Source organism: Polyangium spumosum (assembly GCF_009649845.1).
Lineage (GTDB): Bacteria > Myxococcota_A > Polyangia > Polyangiales > Polyangiaceae > Polyangium > Polyangium spumosum.
The window spans coordinates 153,088-169,855 of the sequence record NZ_WJIE01000016.1 but is presented as its reverse complement, the minus strand read 5'-3'; the positions used below and the strand labels follow the sequence as shown (position 1 = coordinate 169,855).

Sequence of the window (16,768 nt, the reverse complement as noted above, 5' to 3'; positions counted from 1 at the left end):
GTCGCTCCTTCACCCCATGAACGGCGCGCCGTAGAGCCGCAGCCGCGCGACGCCGCCGTCGGGGAAGATACGCAGCCGCACGTGGCTCACGGGGCCGCCTGCGTGGAGCGAGAACTGATGCCGCGTGTGCGCTTCGAGCTTCGTGCGCGGCAAGAGCTCCCTCCACGCGGCCGCCTCGAGCGCCTCGGGTGTCGCTTCCCCACGAAGGAAACAACCTTCGAGCGAGCAGCTCTCGGGGTAGTTGCCCTTGAAGTGCGTCGTGTCGATGTCGGTGCGCACGAGCGTGCCGGCGCGGCCGAGGCGCACGATCGCCCAGTCGTGGCCCGGTCCGCGGCGTCGGCGGCTCTCCCAGCCGTCGCCCATGTCGCGCGAGGGGCCGGGCAGGAGGAGGTTGCGCCGATCCGAGAAGAACTCGTCACTCGCGGCGATGACCACGCCGCCGTGTTCGACGGCCGCGAGATCGAGGACGTGATGCTCGGCGAGCAGCAACGGCCAGTCGGGCTCGACCTCGCCGTAGACACGCAGCCGCGCGACGCCGCCGTCCGGATAGATGCGCAGTTTTACGTGCGAGTAGGTTCCCTGATCGGCGATGGCGAACAGGTTCTGCGAGCCGGGTTTGACCGCGGAGGGCGCGAGGATCTCGGTCCACGCGACGTCCGCGCCGAGCAAGGCTTCGAGCGAGCGATAACCGGGCACGTGTGTCGCCTCGATGGAGACCTTCGCGGGGGCGTTGCCGAGGAAGTGGCTCGTGTCGACGTCGAAGCCCGCGATCCGGCCGGCGAGGCCGAGGCGCACGATACACGCGTCCTCGCTTCCCTCGCGCCGCCGCCGCGACTCCCAGCCGTCCATCCACTTGCCCTGCTCGGTGTACTTGCCCGGGATGAAGACCGCCTTGCCGGGCTTGAGCAGGTTCTCCTTCGGCGCGAAGAAATCGTCCGTCGCCCAGATCGCCGCGCCTCCGAGGCGCTCGGACGCGAGATCGACCATCGTCTCGAAATCAGCCATCGTCTCCCTCTCTCACGCACCACGTCCCAGGAGCGGGACGCCGAGGGGCTCGTCACGGACGACGCCGTCCTCGTACACCGTTTGACCTCGAAGGATCGTCCTCTTCACCTCGCCGCGCAGCGTTCGCCCGAGGTACGGCGTCACCGGGTGGCGATGCCGCAGGATCGAGGGCTCGACGACGAACGTCGCCTCGGGATCCCAGACCACGAGGTCCGCGTCGAGCCCGGGCGCGATCCGCCCCTTCTTGTGGGAGAGACCGGCGAGCCGCGCGGGCGCCTCGCACATCCAGCGCGCGAGATCCGAGAGCGTCGCGCCGCGCTTCTCGGCCTCGGTCCAGACGAGGGACAGGCCGAGCTGGAGCGAGGCGATGCCGCCCCACGCGCGCAGGAAGTCACCCTCCTCGGGGAGCTTCAGGCGCGGCGTGCACGGCGAGTGATCCGAGACGACGAGGTCGATCGCGCCGGAGACGAGCGCGCTCCAGAGTCGCTCGCGGTTGTCACGCTCGCGGATCGGCGGCGCGCACTTGTACTCGGTGTGGCCCTCGGGGACCTCCTCGGCCGCGAGCAGCAGGTAGTGCGGGCAGGTCTCGATCGAAAACGGCAGGCCCTCGGCGCGCGCGCGTCCCGCGTCCTCGAGCGCGCCCGCGGCCGAGAGGTGCACGACGTGCACGGGGCCGCCGTAGGTGCGGCAGAGATCGATCATGCGGCGCACGGCGCGCTCTTCCCACGCGGCCGGACGCGAGGCGAGGTACGTCGCGTAGCTGCGCGGATCGCCAGCAGGCGCGGGCGTGTCGTCCTCGAGCTCGGCGTGCACGAGCAGGGGCACCGAGAGGCGCGCGAGGATCGGCATCGCGCGGCGCAGATCGTCCTCGGCGGCCATGGGAAAATCGTCGATGCCGGAGTGCACGAGGAAGGCCTTGAAGCCGAGCGCGCCCGCCTCGACGAGGGGCTCGAGCTCGCGCTCGTTGCCCGGCACGACGCCGCCCCAGAAGCCGTGATCGACCCACGTTCGCCCCGCGGATGCGTGGCGCTTCTCGTCGAGCGCCGCGCGCGTCGTGGTCACGGGGATCGAGTTCAGCGGCATGTCGACGACCGTCGTGATGCCGCCGGCCGCGCACGCGCGCGTGGCCGTCTCGAAGCCCTCCCATTCGGTGCGCCCCGGCTCGTTGATGTGCGCGTGTGTGTCGACGAGGCCGGGCATGATCACCCGATCGCCCACGTCGATCGTGCGCGCGCCCGGCGGCACGGCCGATGCGTCGAGCACCGCCGCGATACGCTCGCCGCGGATGGCGATCGCGGCCTCGCGCACCCCGTCCGGCAACACGACGCGGCGGCTCTTCAGCACGAGGTCGAACGGAGCGGCCACGGGGCTCTCCATCAGGTGGGCAGCTTCGCCGAGAGGAAGGACTGCAGCTTGACGATGTTCTTCTCGTCGCGGGAGAAGCTCGGCGCCTGGTAGCTCTGCGCCCAGCCGGAGACCTCGTTCAGGAACGCGCTGCGTGTCCCGTCGTCCTCGATGATCTCGTCGACCGTGCGACCACGCGCGGCGCCGCGGGTCAACTCGCGCACGTACTTCTCGAGGCGGCCGTAGTCCTTGCCGAGCAGCTCCTGGATGAGCGCCTTGTCGGCGGCGAGGCGCGTGAGCGCGGGCGCCTCGGCGCGCACGGTGGGGTTCTCGTCGAGCGCGAGCGAGGCCGCGACGCGCAGGACGAACGCGTCGTCGAGGAAGCCGAGGTCCTCGATGCCGTCGGGGATGAGGTCGAGCGACTTGAACAGGTAGTTCAGCCCCGCCGCGACGTACCGCCGCGCCGAGAGCGGCGCCGACGTCGAGGCGAGCAGCTTCGCGATGTCGTCGGCGTCGGCGGCGAGCGTGCGCAGCCACTCGGGGAAGACGTTCAAGCAACGGGTCTCGAGCTCGGTGGTCATGAAAGGTCCTTTCTTCTCTCGGTCAGGGAGCCTTGTGCGCGTCGTTCTTCTGCGGCGGGGGTTCGGGGGCAGAGCTCGGCTCTGCCGAGCGGAGCCCCCGAGCCAGGGACGGACGCCAGCCGAGCACGCGCAGCGCGTTCAGCGAAAACAGCTTCAGGATCTCGTCGTCCTTTCGGCCCCGCTTCTTCAGCTCGCGGGCGAGCGCGGGCAGACGCGACGCGTCCTCCATGCCCTCGGCCGGCCGGATGTCGCCGTCGAAGTCGCTGCCGATCGCGACGTGATCGACGCCGGCGATCGTGATCATGTGCTCGGCCTGGGCCACGAGATCGGCGAGCGTCGCCGCGCCGCCCGCCTTCACGAAGGGCGCGTGGAAGTTCAGGCCCGCGACGCCGCCCGTGCGGCCGATCGTGCGCAGCTCCTCGTCCGTGAGGTTGCGCGGCACGTCGCAGAGCGCGCGCGCGTTCGAGTGTGTCGCGACGATGGGCGCGCCGTGCGCCTCGGCGATGGGGACGAGATCCCGGAAGCCCGCGTCGGAGAGGTGCGAGACGTCCACGAGCGCGCCCTTCTCGTAGATACGCGCGGCGAACTGCTTGCCGAGGTCGGTCAGGCCGTACTTCGCGCCGCCGCCCGTCGCCGCGGAGGCGAGCTTGTTGTTCCTCGCGTGCGCGAGGCTCACGAGGCGGACGCCACGATCGATGAAACGATCGATCGCGGTGATGTCCTCGGCGAACGCGCCCGCGCCCTCGATCGCGAGGAAGGTGCTGATACGATCGGGCTCGGCGAAGCGCGAGCCGAGGGGCAAGAAGATCGGGCTCGCCTCGACGATCGAGAGCGCCGCGCGGTAGATCGCCTCGGCGTCGTCGATCTTCGGCCCGCCCTTGATCTTGTCGGAGATGTAGATCGGCAGGACCACGCCGCCGTAGCCGCCCTTTTGCAGCGCCTCGATGCGCGCTTGCCCTTCGGTGAGCTTCGGCGAGCGGCCCTTGCCGTGGACCTGCCAGGGCACGTCGGCGTGCAGGTCGACGACCATGAAGCGCGGCTCGGCCGGGGCCTCGGCGACGGCGCTCGCCGGGTTCGCGAGGCTCACGACCAGCGAGGCGGCAGAGGCGAGGGCCTTGGCGAAGCGGGCCGTGAGCAGGAGCGCGGGCACGTCAACCTCCCACGACGAGCCCGATCACGAGGCCGAGGAGGAAGGCGCCGAAGGCGATCGCGGCGGCGATCGGCACGGGCACGCCGGCCGGCTTGGGCAGGGGCGGCGCGGGCACGATGGCGACCTGCGGGGCCGCGCGAGGGATCGGCGGGCCGTGCCGCTCGGGGCTCATCTGCGTGCCGCCCGCGGGTTGCGGCGTGTAGAGCACGGCGGCCGGCGCGGGCGCGCCAGGCGCCGTTTGACGCGGCGAGGCCGCGGGATCGGTGTCGGCGACGGCGAACGAGCCCGACACGGGCGCCATCGGAGGCGGGTGGGGCGTCGTGATCACGGGCATCACCGTCGTGGCCGCCGAGGCGAGCGTCGCTGCGCTCTCTTGTTGCGGCTGCCATCCGCCTTGCGCCGCGGCCGTCGGCGCCTCGACGCGCACGAGGGCGGCGAGGACCTGCGCCATCTCGTCGGCCGTCTGGAAGCGTTTGTTCGGGTCCTTCTCGAGGGCGCGATCGAAGAAGGGCGTGAAGCGCTGGAGCTCGGGGGCGTAGACGGTGATCGGCGTCGGGTGTCCGACGATGACCGCGGTGAGGCGGGTGAAGTCGTTGTCGGCCTCGAAGGGCAACGTCCCCGTGAGCATCTGGTAGAGGATGGTCGCGACGCCCCAGAGATCGCTGCGCGGGTCGACGTTCTTCGCGCTCTTGATCTGCTCGGGGCTCATGTACCCGGGCGTGCCGATGAGCGCGCCGGTGCGGGTCTTGTTCCCCATGCCGCCCGCGGCGTCCATGACCTTCGCGATGCCGAAATCGAGGATCTTCACGACCTCGTTGCCGCCCGGATCCCTGGCGACGAAGACGTTGTCGGGCTTGAGATCGCGGTGCACGACGCGCTGCGCGTGGGCGGCCGAGAGGGCGGCGAGGATCTGGCTCGTGATACGGAAGGCCTCGGGCACGGGGAGGATCACGCCGCCGTCGAGCTTGTCGCCGAGCGACTGGCCACGCAGGAGCTCCATCACGAGGTACGGCGAGCCGTCCTCGGCGACGGCCGACTCGAGGATCGGCACGACGTTCGGGTGCACGAGGTTCTTCGTGGCCGTCACTTCCTGGAGGAAGCGGTCGCGGACCTCGGGGATGCGGGTGAACTCCTCGTGGAGCATCTTCACCGCGCGCTTGCCTTCGCCTTGTACGCTCTCGGCCTCGTAGACGGCGCCCATGCCGCCTTCGCCGAGCAGGCGCACGAGCCGAAAGCGCCGGTTGAGGGTCGCGCCGACGAGCTTTTCGGCCGGGCTCGGGGTGGTCACGGGCGAACCTTACCAGAACTGTCCCCAGGACACGCCCCCCCGCTTCCCCTTCGCGTCGACCCGCGGGAGGATGGCGACCGTGCCCAACGGCCATGTCCACTACGAAGCCTGCGATCAGCTCCTCTGGAAGTTCACCGAGCAGGAGTACCCGGAGTTCCGCGTCGCCCGGTTTCACTACAGCCGGATCGTGCGGGTCCTTCATCTGACCGGCGTCCGAGGGTACGCGCCGACGCCGCGCTGGGAGGCGTTCCAGCCGCCGGAGCACTGGCTCGGCAAGGCGCCGCCGCGCGAGGCGGTCGAGGCCGTCGCGGTGAAGTACGTCGAGGCCTTGCAGGCGCTCCTCACGTCGAACCCGACCGACCCGCTGCACCCGAGCGCCCGCGGCGCGTCCATGGTCCTGTTCTGGTTCGAACTCGGCTGGGCCGTCCGGATCGGCGATCCCTTCCTGTACACGCGCGCCGGGGACGAGCCCCTGCGCGAGATCGAGAAGCCCGCGCCTGCGCTCCCGCCCGGCCTCGAGATGACCGACGAGATCCGCGCGCGGTGGACCGAGCTCGTGGGAAACCTCGCGACCGACGTCCGCGTCGACGGCCTGGCGAGCGGCATCGAGCCGAAGGACTGCGTGCACGACCTCCGCGGCGTGACCGAGCTGCTCTGCTCGACCACGCCGCTGCACGCGTCCTCCGCCTGGCCGCGTATCGCCGCCGCGCCCGTCCACAGCCCCGAGAGCGCCGGGCTCGTCATGGAGGCCATGCGCGCGCACGGCCTCGCCCGCGAGAAGGATCAGCTCACGACGCGGTGGCGAAGACCCGAAGGCGAGTGAGGCCCTACGGCGCCTTCGCCGCCAGCGCCCCCCGCGCCGCCGGGCTCGCGTGGAGCGGCGCCGCGAGCGCCTCGCCCGACTTGCCTTTCCCGTAGAGGAAGTCGTACGCGGCCATGCTCGTCATCACCCGCTTCGTGTAGTTCCGCGTCTCCTCGTAGGGGATCTGCTCCACCCAGAGGTCGAAGTCCTCGTTCGGGCGCTCGTCCACCCAGTCCTTCGGCTTGCCCCCGCCCGCGTTGTAGCCGGGGATCGCGAGCAGCGGGTTGTCCTTGAACTTCGCGCGCAGGATCGAGAGGTAGCGGCAGCCGAGCGCGACGTTGATCTCGGGGCGCTTCAGCGACTCGGCGGTGGCCTTCAGCTTGAGCGGCTTCGCCATGCGCTGCGCCGTCGGCAAGATGAGCTGCATCAGCCCGACCGCCGCCGCGCTGGAGACGACGCGTGGATCGAACGCGCTCTCCTCGCGCATGATCGCGTGGGCGAGCGACTCGGGGATGCCGCTGCGTTGCGCCTCGGCCGCGACGATCGACGCGTAGGGGCGCGGGAAGGCGATCTCCCAGGCCGAGCGCCAGTTGCCGGCGGGGTAGTGATCGGTCCAGTCCGTGAGCTCGGCGCGTCCCTTGGGGATCGTGTTCGTCGCGGTGCGCAGGATCTGGTGCGCCTCCTTCGGCGAGCCGGCCCGTGAGAAGAGGAGCGCCGCGGCCCAGAGCACCTCGGGCGGCGCGGTGCGGGCGCCGACGCCCAGGCGATCGAGCTCGATACGCGCGAGCCTCGACTCGCCTTGCCGCGCGAGCGCGAGCGCGCGGACGAACGCTGGCTGGGCGAACGCCGCGCTCGCCGGCGGCGGCAGCGGGGCCGTCGCGCCCTCGCGCGCGAGCGCCTCGTCGAGCGCACGGTCGGCGGCGACGCGGTCCTTGTCCGCGAGGCGCGCGTAGGCGAGGGACATGTAAAACGTGAGCGGGTAGTCGCGGATGACCGAGGCGAAGAGCTCCTTGGCCTGATCGATCGCGCCGGTTTCTAGCCGCGCACGCGCGAGGTAGTAGGGCAGGCGGCCGGCCGCGTAGTAGACGCGCTCGCGCGGGGCGCGGGCGAGGGCGCGCTCGAGGGGCGCGACGGCGCCGGCCCAGTCGCGCTTCGTCATGCGACCGAGGGCGAGCTCGAAGAGGCCGTCGGTCGTCATGTCGCCCTCGGGGTAGTCGTCGGGCATCTTCGTGAGCATCTGCGTGAAGCGCGCCTCGTCGCCGAGCTCGCGCGCCGCGAGGGCCCCCTTCAAGCGCGCGTCGTCGGCGAGCCTGTGCGGCGCGAACTCCTGCTCGAGCAGGCCGTACCGCTGCGCGGCCTCGGCGTTTCGGGCCGCGCGCGCGGAGGCCTTGCCGCCGTGCCAGAGGGCCTCGACCCGGCGAGGCGTGCCGGCGCAGCGCTCGATCGCGCTGCCGTAGGCGTCGGCCGCCTCGGGCCTCTTGCGCAGCCGGAAGAGGGCCTCGGCGCGGACCATCCAGGCGCCGCAGCCGAGGTCGCCGGGCGTGGCGGCGCGGGGATCGGCGATGAGCCCGTCGGTCGTGCGCAGGGCCGCGCGGCTCTGGCTGGCGGCGAGCTGGCGCTTGGCCTGCGAGAGCAGGTCGTCCTGGCTCGGGGTCTCGAAGGCCTTGCGGCGCGGGAAGGGCAAGCTGCCGAGGGCGTCGTTCTCGATAGCCTTCGCCTCCCCGCTCCCCGCGCCCGAGGGACCCTCGTAGATCACGCGCCGGGCGAGGCCGATGGCTTCTTCCGCGTGCTCCTCGGAGGGCTTTTGCAGGAGGGCGCGGGCCACCTTCAGCGAGACCTCGACCCAGCGCGGCGGGTGGCCCGACTTGCCGAGGTAGGCGCGGTAATGGGGCAACGCCGCGTCGAGGTCACCCTTGCCGAGCAGGGCGTCGGCGCGCAGGAGGACGACCTGGGAGGCGACGGGCAGATCGGCGGGGATCTTCTCGATGTGGCGCAGGGCCTCGGCGTGCTCGCCGGCGCGGACCGACAGATCGGCGGCCTCGTAGCGGGCGTATCCTTCGAGGGGCCCGCCCACCGCGGCGGCCTCCCCGAAGGCGCGCGCGGCGCCGAGCGGATCACCTGCGAGCGCGCGGAGGCGGCCGAGCTGGTAGCGGAAGGCGTGCTCCTCCTCGCGGGAGGGGCGTGGCTCCTTGGCGAGCGCGGTGTCGAGCTCCCGCGCGGCCTCGACGTAGGCTTCGCGCGCCACGGCGGCCTTGACGGCGGCGAGGCGTGGGTCGTCGAGGAGGGGCAGGGCGGCGTCCGGATCGAAGGCGACGGGCTCTTCGGGGGCGGCGGCGGTGGAGGTGGAGGCGGCGGCCGAGGGAGAGGCGGGCGCGGCGGTGGAGGCGGGCGCGGCGGCGGCGGCGGCGGCGGACGTGGGCGCCGAGCCGGCGCCGAGGCGCGGGGCGGTGGTGACGGCGGCGCAGCCGAGGGCGACCAGGGCCGTGAGGCCGAGCCCCCAGACGGCGCTGCGGCGGGAGAGGAACGAGCGGAGAGCCACGGCGCGAGTTTAGCCCGAAAAGCACGGATCGGCCGGAGAAAGCTGCAGAACGAGCGGGATCGTCGACGCCCGCGGGCGGACGGGGTATACGGGGCCCGCATGCGCGGAGCGGGACGATGATGGCGGTATTCCAGGACTGGATCGCGATTCTGCTTCGCTGGCTGCACCTCATGGCGGGCATCGCGTGGGTGGGCACGTCTTTTTATTTCAATTGGTTCGACCTCTCGGTGCGTCCGCCGAAGGGCGAGGTCCTGAAGGAGAACATCCGGGGCACGCTCGACGAGATCCACGGCGGCAGTTTTTATTATCACGAGCAATACTGGCCGAAGACGCACCCCGAGCGCCTGCTCGTGCACGCCTGGCCGGCGAAGACCACGCTGATCACGGGCGCGTTGCTCCTGGCGGGCATCTACTGGTATGGCGCGCGGACGTACCTCATCGACCCGAGCGTGGCGGACATCGGCCCGACGGCGGCGATCGGCATCAGCGTCGCGTCGATCCTCGCTTGCTGGTTCTTCTACAACGAGCTCTGCTTCTTCGTGGAGGACAACCGCAAGGTGATGGCCGTGATGGCTGTGTTCGTCGCGCTCGCGGCGTACGGTTATCAGCACGTCTTCAGCGGGCGCGCCGCGTACATTCACGTGGGGGCGATGCTCGGGACGTGCATGGGGCTCAACGTGTGGACGTCGATCGTGCCCCACCACATCGCCATGCGAAAGCAGCTCAATGCGGGCGAGGCGCTCGATCTGCGGCACGGCGATCAGGCGAAGCGGCGGTCGCAGCACAACAACTATTTCACGTTGCCGGTCACGTTCGCGATGATCAGCAACCATTTCGCGCTGGCCTACAACCACCACCGCGCGTGGTTGATCTTGTGGCTTCTCATGGCGGGAGGGGTGTCGATCCGCCATTACCTGAACGTCCTTTACAAGGAGGACCGGAAGGAGCGGCCCTTGCTCGTGGTGGTGGTGGCGGCCTTCGGGGGCGCGGTGGGCCTGAGCTTCGTGCGCCCGGCGCCGCCGCCGGTGGTGGGGCCGGTGGACACGGCGACGGCGATGGCCATCGTGCAAAAGCGCTGCGTGCCGTGCCATTCGCAGAAGCCGACGCACCCGACCTTCGTGGCGCCGCCGGGCGGGTTCATGCTGGATACGCCGGAGCAGGTGATGGCGAAGGCAGAGAAGGTGGTGCAACGGACGAACGTGAGCCGCGATATGCCACTCGGGAACGCGACGGCGATGACGGACGAGGAGAGGGCGCAGCTCAAGGTGTGGATCGAGGGGCAGGGGAAGTAGGGGCGGGGGCGACGCGGGGAGAGACGGGGGCACGTCTCGGAACGACGGGGTCGAGTGGCCGGAGATACGAGGTCGCGGGCTTTTGTCGTGTGGGCGACGCTCGGGGAGGCGGGGTCGAGTCTCCGGAGACACGAGGTCGCATGGTTTTGTGGTGTGGGCGACGCTTGGAGAGACGGGGTCGAGTCTCCGGAGACACGAGGTCGTTGCATTGGGTGGCGTGGGCGACGCTCGGAGAGGCGGGGTCGAGCCTCCGGAGGCTCGAGGACGAGCCTCGGAGAGACGGGGTCGAGTCTCCGAGACACGAGGTCGCGGGATTTTGTCGTGTGGGCGACTCTCGGAGAGGCGTGGTCGACGCGCGCAGGCGTGGGAGCGTTGGTCGGGCGGACGAGGTCGCGAGGATCAGCGGGCGGGGCAGAGGGCGAGGAGATGGTCGAAGAAGCGGGCGGCCCAGGGGGAGGCGGCGCGGAGCTTGGCGGGATCGATCTGGCCGATGAGGGCGAAGCCGTGGTGCTTCGTGTAGGAGCCCTTCGTCGTGTCGCGTGAGGCGTGGGCGAGGGCCTTGGCGAGCTCCGGCTTGGGGATGTTCTCGACGTCTTGTCGCGCCGGGAGCGCACCCGGCTGGAAGTCCTTGCCGTAGAAGCGCAAAAGCGCATCACGATCCGCGAAGAACCACGCCTCCATGGCCTGGACCATCAGGTGGAGCTGGTCGTCGGTGGTGCCTTGCGGTTTGCTCCAGTGGGTGTCGCCGGTGCGTGCTTGCAAGCAGGCCCAGGGGGCCGCGCCTTCGGGGACGGGGCCTTCGCTGTCGACGAGGAGGAGCGACAGCTTCTCGGGGTTGGTCTTGAGCGCGCGTTGCCACTCCTTGAACGCCTGGTCGCGTCCGCCGCTGACGATGACGCTCGGCTTGCGGCGCGTCCCCAGCGCCTTGGTGAAGAGGTTGGAAAAGCCGAGACGAAGGGCGGCCTGCACTTCGCGTGTCGAGCCCCCGCCTTCGACGAAGATCCACACCTCGGGAGCGGAGGGCGTCGTCTTGCCTCGGCTCACCACCGATTCCCTCCGAGGATGCCTTTGGACCAGAGTTGCCCAAGGGAATACTCCTCGAGCCACTCGGAGAGCTGCTCACGATCGAGCCGCTGCATCGTCGTCGAGCCGTCACGTCGCTCGCAGACGAGGACGTCTTCGGGGGTCTCGGTGAAGGCACCGACGAGCGCCTCCGAGTGCGTGGTGATGATGATCTGCATCCGCTCGGAGGCGTCCTTCAGGAGACGCGCGAGCGGGTTCATCAGGTCTGGGTGCAAGCCGAGCTCGGGCTCCTCGATGCAGACGAGGGCAGGAGGATTGGGATCGAGGAGAATCGCGAGGAGGGAGAGCCAGCGCATCGTGCCGTCCGAGACTCGCGTCGCGGGGATCGTCCATCCTTCTTCTTCGAGGAAAATCTGCGCGGTGTTGGCCTCGACCTGTACCGAAAAATCCGTGATCCCATCGAAGACCTTTTTGAGCCCCTCGATGAGCGCCTTTTTAGTCGGGATGTCACGACGGAACTTGTTGAGAATCAGCCCGAGATTTTCGGCGTTCTCCATCAAGTGATCCGTGGGGAGATCCGCAGGCTGTGGCCTACGAGCGGGGGAGCGACGCCCGAAGGTGAAGTCGCGATAGAGTCGAATGTCTTCGTAGTATTCGGCCAACATACCCAACCCCGGATAGTTGGGTCCCTTGACCTGCGACAACACTGACTGTTCGCGGTCGAAGTTTATGATGACGGACTCGTCGCGGTTTCCGTATAGGGTCGCTTCGCGTGAGTTCGCGAAGTTGAAATATGGCACGTCCGCAGTGCCGTCTTCTCCAATGTCGGCAATGCGCTCGTTCGTTAGATGGAGTCGGTGGTTGACGGCGATGAATGCGAATTGATGTCGAATCCATACATTCGTGACAGCCTCCACGGCGGCGTGTCCCGTGGAGTTTCCCTTCCAGAGCCACTCAGCCGTACCTCCACCCTCCCGGATCGGCACAGCCAGATCCTTCGGCGCCGCCTTCAACAGGCTGATCGCCTCGATGAAATTCGACTTCCCCGACCCATTCGGCCCGATGAGCACGTTCAGCGGCCGGAGCTCGACCGCCTCCGCATCCGGACCAAACGAGAGCAGCCGGTTCAGCTTCAGGCTTCGCAGGAACATCGCCCGCGAAGGTTCGAGCACCCCGCTTGCCCCGTCAAGTTGCGCCTCGGCTCGCTCGTCCCCGTGACGCCCACGCCCGCCCGCACTAGATCGCTCCCCCTGCATGCCCCCCTGGTCCCGCCCCGAGCCCTTCGGCGCGTGGGTTCGTCTCGATGATCGAACCCTCGTCGCCGTCGATCACGCGCTCGCCGCGCGGCTCGGCGTTCCCGCGGGAGAGCCTGCGGACGCGGCGCGACCTCCACGCCCGCTCGAAGTCCACCTCGCGGTGAACGCGCGTTGCCACGCGCCTTGCGCCGATTGTTACCTCGACGCGCGGCCCGACGGCGCGGAGCCTTCCCTCGGGGAGCTCCGTCAGCGGCTCGCGAGCGTGCGCGAGCTCGGCGCTTCGACCGTGGCCTTCGGCGGCGGAGAGCCGCTCCTGCGTGACGACCTCGGCGAACTCGCGCGTTACGCGCGTTCGCTCGGGCTCGTGCCCGTGATGACCACGAGTGGCTTCGGGCTCAAGGAAGAGCGCGCGGACGAGCTCCGGGCGTTCGCGCAGATCAACGTGAGCCACGACGGCGTGGGCGGCGCGTACGCAGCCGTGCGTGGGTTCGACGGCGCACGCGCGGCCGAGCGCGCGATCGAGATCTTGGCGCGCGCGGGGATCGCCGTCGGCGTGAACCTCGTGCTCACGCGGCGATCGGTCGAACAGCTCGAGGCGACGGCCGAACGTGTCGCGGATCTCGGCGCGGGCGAGCTGCAGCTCTTGCGGTACAAGCCGCAGGGGCGCGCCGCGGGGCTCGTGTACTTCGAGGCGAGGCTCTCGTCGGCGCAAAGAGAGGCGCTCTGGCCGGCGATCACCGCCGTCGTACACCGGCGGAGGCTGTCGGTCCGGATCGACTGCGCGCTCGTGCCGCTGCTCTCCGAATCGCTCGTAGCCGAACCAAACGCGGCGGAGCTGCTCGCTTCGCTCGGCGTCTTCGGTTGCGAGGCCGGCAGGCACCTCGGCGGGCTCGACGTCGCGGGGCGCGAAGCGCCGTGTAGCTTCTCGCCTTCGTCGACCGAGGAGATCGATCACTTCCGCGCCTATCACGCTTCTCCGCCCGAACCCTGCGCTTCCTGCGCGCTCTTCCCCGTCTGTCGTGGTGGTTGCCAGGTCGTCTCGCGCCACGCGTCGAACACGTTCAGCCCCGACCCCGAGTGCCCGCGTGTGCAGCGCCATCGCGCCGAGGCCTCTGCGTGATCGACCCCTGCGCGCCGCCCGAGAGCGAGGCCGTCTTCCTCTACGGCGCGCGGCGCCTCTTGATGGTCCTTCACGCCGCGGGGAGCATCGTGCTCGTCGGCGCCTCGACGCACCACGCCCTCACGATGCGCCACTGGCTGCGCGGCAAGCTCGTCCGCGTCTCGACCGAGAAGACCTGGGCGAAGGTCGTCGCCGTCGCGTACGTCTTCACCTTCGCCGTCGGCGCGCTGCTCTACCCGACGTACCGCTACCACGTGCGTGGCCTCTACCTCGACAGGTACGCGCCGCTCTACGCCGGATTGTTCGACGTCAAAGAGGTCTACGCCTCGCTCACGCTCGTCGTCGCGCTCGGGCTCGGCGCGCTCGCGTTCACGTTGCGTCCCGCGGAGGAGCGCTGGCTCGTGCGGATCTACGCGGTGATGAGCTTGCTCGTCTGCGCGGTCGTGTGGCTCAACGTCACGCTCGGTGTCCTCGTCGCGTCGGTGCGGGGGATCGGATGAACGAGGCGAAGGCGCCCTCGCCCTCGGCGCGGCTCTTCCTCGCGTTCCTCGCGGCGCGGCTCGCCTACGGGCTCGTGTTCCTCGTGAGCGCCGCGCGCAAATCCCCCGTGCCCTGGTACTTGCCGCTCGAACGAAGGTTCGTCCTCGCGTCGCGGCCCGAGGGGCTCGGCATGGACTGGTACGGACGAACGGCGCTCGGGCTCGTGTTCGCGCTCGCCGCAGGCGCGGCCGTGTACATGCTCGCGCAGCGGGCGCGCTGGCTCGCGCGGCCGAGCGCGGTGATGGCCGTCGCGCGGGCAGGGGGGCTCGTGCTGCTCGTGGACTTCGTTTATTTCGGCTGGGCGCTCATGACGCAGACGCCCGATCCCTGGCCGCTGCCGTCCTGGTACTGCCCGCGCTGAAGCGTGCTCAGGGCGAGGGCGAGGCGGGGGCCTCGGCCTGGAGCTTGCGCTCCTCGAGCTTGACGTCGAACTTGCACGGCTTGCGGAGGAACACGCGGTGCGTGAGCTGGTTCGAGAGCACGCACGTGGGCACGACGCCCTCGTCCGGGTTGCCCGAAGGAGACGCGAGCACGACGCGGCCGCCCGGCATGAGCGTGGTCGAGAAATGCGCGGCGCCGCCGGGGATCTTGCTGCACGGCTCGACGAGCTTCCGGATCGACGCGTGCGCAGCCTTCGCGTTCATCGTCTTCGCGTCGGGACAACTCTCGACCACGACCGTCGCGTCGACGACGCCGATCTCAGGGCCTTGTGGCTCTTCGGGCGGAGGCGTCGACGAAGCGCAGCCGAGGGGCGCGATCACGAAGACGAGGAGGAGGGCGAGTCCGAGCGGGAGGGCCGCACGTTTCATGGTGGCTACGTTTACCACGGCGGCCGGACGCGAGGACGCGGATGTCGGGGCCGTGACGGGCGTCCCGTGGTATGGGGCGAGGTGGGAGGAGCACCATGCGGATCCGGCGCCTCGAAATCCACGACTTGCGGAGCTTTCGGGGCAAACGCGTCCTGGACTTCACGGATCCGGTGACGGGCGAGGCGCGGGACCGCGTGGTGCTGGTGGGGAGCAACGGGTCGGGGAAGACGACGGTGTTCGACGTCGTCGAGGCGATGTTGCGGTTCGTCGTCGACGAAGCCCCGCCACGGATTCTCGACGAGGCGGGTCTCGTGACGTTGACCATGGAGCTCGGGCGTGACGACCCCGAGCCCATCGATGTCGCTTACGGGAAGCTGCCCGAGGGCGACGGATGGGAGCCTTTTGGTCCACGGGTCTTCGAGGAGGGCGAGTTTCGCCCGTGTGCGTATACGCGTGGCTCCAGCTTCGAGAAATTGGTTCTGGAGCTTGCGCTATTGGTGCAGGGAAAGGCCGATCTCTCCGGCGGTTTGATCTACTTCCCGCACGACCGCGAGCTTCGTCCCGTTCGTGGCGGCACCATCGAGCCGCCGCCTGACGACCGCCAGTGGATCTCTCGCTACTCCCCCGCGAACCAGTGGACCGGCTCCCTCGAACAGCTCTGGGTCTGGCAGAACTACTTGGACCTCGAACGGAGTAGCCGCGGCGAGCCGACGGGTGAGCTCGCCTCGTCCGTCGAGCTCCTCCAGGCCGTGCTCGGCCCCGGGCGTCAGGTCGTCGTGCGCGAGGGGCGCGTCCGCGTCTCGACGCCATGGAACGACGCCTCGGGCAAACCTGCCGCGGTGCTGCTCGATCAGCTCCCGTCGGGGGAACGTCAGTGCGTGATGCTCTTCGGCGAGATCACGCGGCGCAAACGGCCGCACGGCGTGCTCTTCATCGACGAGCCCGAGATCAGCCTGCACCCGACCCTGCAGCGGCAGACCCTCGCGCAGCTTCGGCGCTTCGCACGCAAGCTCGACATGCAGGTCTTCCTCGCCACGCACTCGCGGGAGATCGTGCGCAGCGTCCCCCCTGGCGAGGTGATGAGCCTCGACTATCCGGAGAGCCGCTTCGACGCACCCGTCGACGAGGAACCTTCGTGAGCGGTCCGAAGAGCCTCGATCAGCTCGAGGTCGTGCTGCGGAGCGGCGCGGGCATCGCGATCATCTGCGAGGGCGAGGACTACCGCGAGGACGAGTTCTTCTACAAGGAATGGTTCGGCTCGCTCGGTCGAAGCGTGACCTTTCATGCGCAAGACGGCTGGGAGCGCGTGCAGGTGGCCGTGACCGAGCTCCGGAAGCGCGGGACGCCGGTGCCCGTGTTCGGCATCCTCGACCGGGATTTCACGCCGGACGAGGTGATCGAGCGTCAGTCCGATCCCTCCTTCGACGGCTCCTGTTACCGCCTGCGCCGCTACGATCTGGAGAGCTACCTGCTCGAACCGGAGGGCTGGCTCGCCGTCCTGCAACGGGTCCTCTGGCGCCGCGAAGGTGTGTTGCCGACGGGATGGGACACCGCAGAGGCCGTGGCCGAGCGCATCCATGGCTTTTATCGCGAGGCACTTCCTGTCGCGGCGCACAACTGGACCACGAGGCGTTTGGCCGAGAGCCACGGCGCGAAACCAGGGTTCGCCGGTCGGAGCTACCTCTCCTCCATCCAGGCGGTCGCGACGGTGAACGTCGAGGAGACGCTCGTCACCTGGGGGAGGTCCTTTGGTGCGGAGGACGCGGCGCGCGAGGCATACCGAGAGCGCCTCGCGTTCCTGCAAGCCAGGGCCGATGATCTCGATGAATTGCAGAGGCAGGTGTCGGGCAAGCTCGTGTTCCAGGAGCTCCACCGCAGCATCCCCTGCGCCCGGAAGCGGCCTGATCGCATGGATCTGGTCGAGCGATATCTCGACCAGCGCCCAGAGCCGCCGTCCGAGGTCGCCGCCCTGATCCGTCTCATCCTCGACCGCGCGGAGCGCGAGCGTTCCCTCTAGCC

The 16,768-nt window shown here is 69.8% G+C and carries 16 protein-coding genes; 7 read left to right on the top strand and 9 right to left on the bottom strand.

The genetic code is table 11. The features are described 5' to 3' along the window. Positions 1-9: 9 nt before the first annotated feature. Genes alc through GF068_RS36185 form a run of 5 tightly spaced genes read right to left on the bottom strand, consistent with a single transcriptional unit; the run spans position 10 to position 5,368 of the window. The gene (gene alc / locus GF068_RS36205) at positions 10-1,005 is read right to left on the bottom strand and encodes an allantoicase (RefSeq protein WP_153824103.1); all 996 of its coding nucleotides are present in this window, start codon (positions 1,003-1,005) and stop codon (positions 10-12) included. A 12-nt stretch (positions 1,006-1,017) separates the two neighbouring features. After that, the gene (gene allB / locus GF068_RS36200) at positions 1,018-2,382 is read right to left on the bottom strand and encodes an allantoinase AllB (protein WP_153824102.1); all 1,365 of its coding nucleotides are present in this window, start codon (positions 2,380-2,382) and stop codon (positions 1,018-1,020) included. Then, positions 2,382-2,930, bottom strand: a complete 549-nt coding sequence (locus GF068_RS36195; protein ID WP_153824101.1) for a DUF1232 domain-containing protein — start codon at positions 2,928-2,930, stop codon at positions 2,382-2,384. Before GF068_RS36195 ends, allB begins: the two co-directional genes overlap by 1 nt. A gap of 22 nt (positions 2,931-2,952) precedes the next feature. Continuing rightward, complete coding sequence (locus GF068_RS36190; protein WP_338046718.1) at positions 2,953-4,080, bottom strand: dipeptidase; 1,128 nt, start codon at positions 4,078-4,080, stop codon at positions 2,953-2,955. A gap of 1 nt (position 4,081) precedes the next feature. After that, positions 4,082-5,368, bottom strand: coding sequence for a protein kinase domain-containing protein (locus GF068_RS36185; RefSeq protein ID WP_153824100.1), 1,287 nt, complete (start codon positions 5,366-5,368; stop codon positions 4,082-4,084). A 79-nt stretch (positions 5,369-5,447) separates the two neighbouring features. On the opposite strand from GF068_RS36185, the gene GF068_RS36180 reads away from it, so the two are divergent. Then, positions 5,448-6,191, top strand: coding sequence for a hypothetical protein (locus GF068_RS36180; RefSeq protein ID WP_153824099.1), 744 nt, complete (start codon positions 5,448-5,450; stop codon positions 6,189-6,191). A 4-nt stretch (positions 6,192-6,195) separates the two neighbouring features. On the opposite strand, the gene GF068_RS47240 is transcribed toward GF068_RS36180, so the two are convergent. After that, positions 6,196-8,709 carry a transglycosylase SLT domain-containing protein gene (locus tag GF068_RS47240; RefSeq protein WP_338046717.1) on the bottom strand — a complete coding sequence of 838 codons (2,514 nt, stop codon included), beginning with the start codon at positions 8,707-8,709 and terminating at the stop codon, positions 6,196-6,198. A 116-nt stretch (positions 8,710-8,825) separates the two neighbouring features. Between GF068_RS47240 and GF068_RS36170 the strand changes: the two genes are divergently transcribed. Then, positions 8,826-10,001, top strand: a complete 1,176-nt coding sequence (locus GF068_RS36170) for a urate hydroxylase PuuD (RefSeq protein WP_153824098.1) — start codon at positions 8,826-8,828, stop codon at positions 9,999-10,001. A 399-nt stretch (positions 10,002-10,400) separates the two neighbouring features. Here the strand turns inward: GF068_RS36170 and GF068_RS36165 are convergent, their stop codons facing one another. After that, positions 10,401-11,045, bottom strand: coding sequence for a DUF4276 family protein (locus GF068_RS36165; protein WP_170319877.1), 645 nt, complete (start codon positions 11,043-11,045; stop codon positions 10,401-10,403). Continuing rightward, entirely contained in the window at positions 11,042-12,175 is a 1,134-nt protein-coding gene (locus tag GF068_RS36160; protein ID WP_153824123.1) for an AAA family ATPase, read from the bottom strand. The genes GF068_RS36165 and GF068_RS36160 overlap by 4 nt, the downstream gene beginning before the upstream one ends. Before the next feature lie 103 nt (positions 12,176-12,278). Here GF068_RS36160 and GF068_RS36155 point away from each other — a divergent pair, with 103 nt between their 5' ends. From GF068_RS36155 to GF068_RS36145, 3 genes are read left to right on the top strand one after another with little or no spacing between them, the layout of a single operon-like run. Next, the gene (locus GF068_RS36155) at positions 12,279-13,400 is read left to right on the top strand and encodes a radical SAM protein (RefSeq protein WP_153824096.1); all 1,122 of its coding nucleotides are present in this window, start codon (positions 12,279-12,281) and stop codon (positions 13,398-13,400) included. After that, positions 13,397-13,900 (top strand): hypothetical protein, encoded by a 504-nt coding sequence (locus tag GF068_RS36150; protein ID WP_153824095.1) that lies wholly within the window; start codon positions 13,397-13,399, stop codon positions 13,898-13,900. Before GF068_RS36155 ends, GF068_RS36150 begins: the two co-directional genes overlap by 4 nt. Next, positions 13,897-14,301, top strand: a complete 405-nt coding sequence (locus GF068_RS36145) for a hypothetical protein (RefSeq protein ID WP_153824094.1) — start codon at positions 13,897-13,899, stop codon at positions 14,299-14,301. The genes GF068_RS36150 and GF068_RS36145 overlap by 4 nt, the downstream gene beginning before the upstream one ends. Before the next feature lie 7 nt (positions 14,302-14,308). Here GF068_RS36145 and GF068_RS36140 read toward each other — a convergent pair whose 3' ends face one another. Next, on the bottom strand, positions 14,309-14,749 hold the full coding sequence (locus GF068_RS36140) for a hypothetical protein (protein WP_153824093.1): 441 nt from the start codon (positions 14,747-14,749) through the stop codon (positions 14,309-14,311). A 95-nt stretch (positions 14,750-14,844) separates the two neighbouring features. Here GF068_RS36140 and GF068_RS36135 point away from each other — a divergent pair, with 95 nt between their 5' ends. Both GF068_RS36135 and GF068_RS36130 read left to right on the top strand, forming a co-directional pair. After that, positions 14,845-15,888: an AAA family ATPase gene (locus GF068_RS36135; RefSeq protein WP_170319876.1), complete on the top strand. Its 1,044-nt coding sequence runs from the start codon at positions 14,845-14,847 to the stop codon at positions 15,886-15,888. Further along, positions 15,885-16,766 carry a hypothetical protein gene (locus GF068_RS36130; protein ID WP_153824091.1) on the top strand — a complete coding sequence of 294 codons (882 nt, stop codon included), beginning with the start codon at positions 15,885-15,887 and terminating at the stop codon, positions 16,764-16,766. Before GF068_RS36135 ends, GF068_RS36130 begins: the two co-directional genes overlap by 4 nt. Positions 16,767-16,768: the final 2 nt, after the last annotated feature.

What these genes read in the sequence shown, in the direction of transcription:
- alc (WP_153824103.1), bottom strand. Translation starts at nt 1,005, where the DNA reads ATGGCTGATTTCGAGACGATGGTCGATCTCGCGTCCGAGCGCCTCGGA.
- allB (WP_153824102.1), bottom strand. Translation starts at nt 2,382, where the DNA reads ATGGAGAGCCCCGTGGCCGCTCCGTTCGACCTCGTGCTGAAGAGCCGC.
- GF068_RS36195 (WP_153824101.1), bottom strand. Translation starts at nt 2,930, where the DNA reads ATGACCACCGAGCTCGAGACCCGTTGCTTGAACGTCTTCCCCGAGTGG.
- GF068_RS36170 (WP_153824098.1), top strand. Translation starts at nt 8,826, where the DNA reads ATGATGGCGGTATTCCAGGACTGGATCGCGATTCTGCTTCGCTGGCTG.
- GF068_RS36160 (WP_153824123.1), bottom strand. Translation starts at nt 12,175, where the DNA reads ATGTTCCTGCGAAGCCTGAAGCTGAACCGGCTGCTCTCGTTTGGTCCG.
- GF068_RS36155 (WP_153824096.1), top strand. Translation starts at nt 12,279, where the DNA reads ATGCCCCCCTGGTCCCGCCCCGAGCCCTTCGGCGCGTGGGTTCGTCTC.
- GF068_RS36145 (WP_153824094.1), top strand. Translation starts at nt 13,897, where the DNA reads ATGAACGAGGCGAAGGCGCCCTCGCCCTCGGCGCGGCTCTTCCTCGCG.
- GF068_RS36140 (WP_153824093.1), bottom strand. Translation starts at nt 14,749, where the DNA reads ATGAAACGTGCGGCCCTCCCGCTCGGACTCGCCCTCCTCCTCGTCTTC.
- GF068_RS36135 (WP_170319876.1), top strand. Translation starts at nt 14,845, where the DNA reads ATGCGGATCCGGCGCCTCGAAATCCACGACTTGCGGAGCTTTCGGGGC.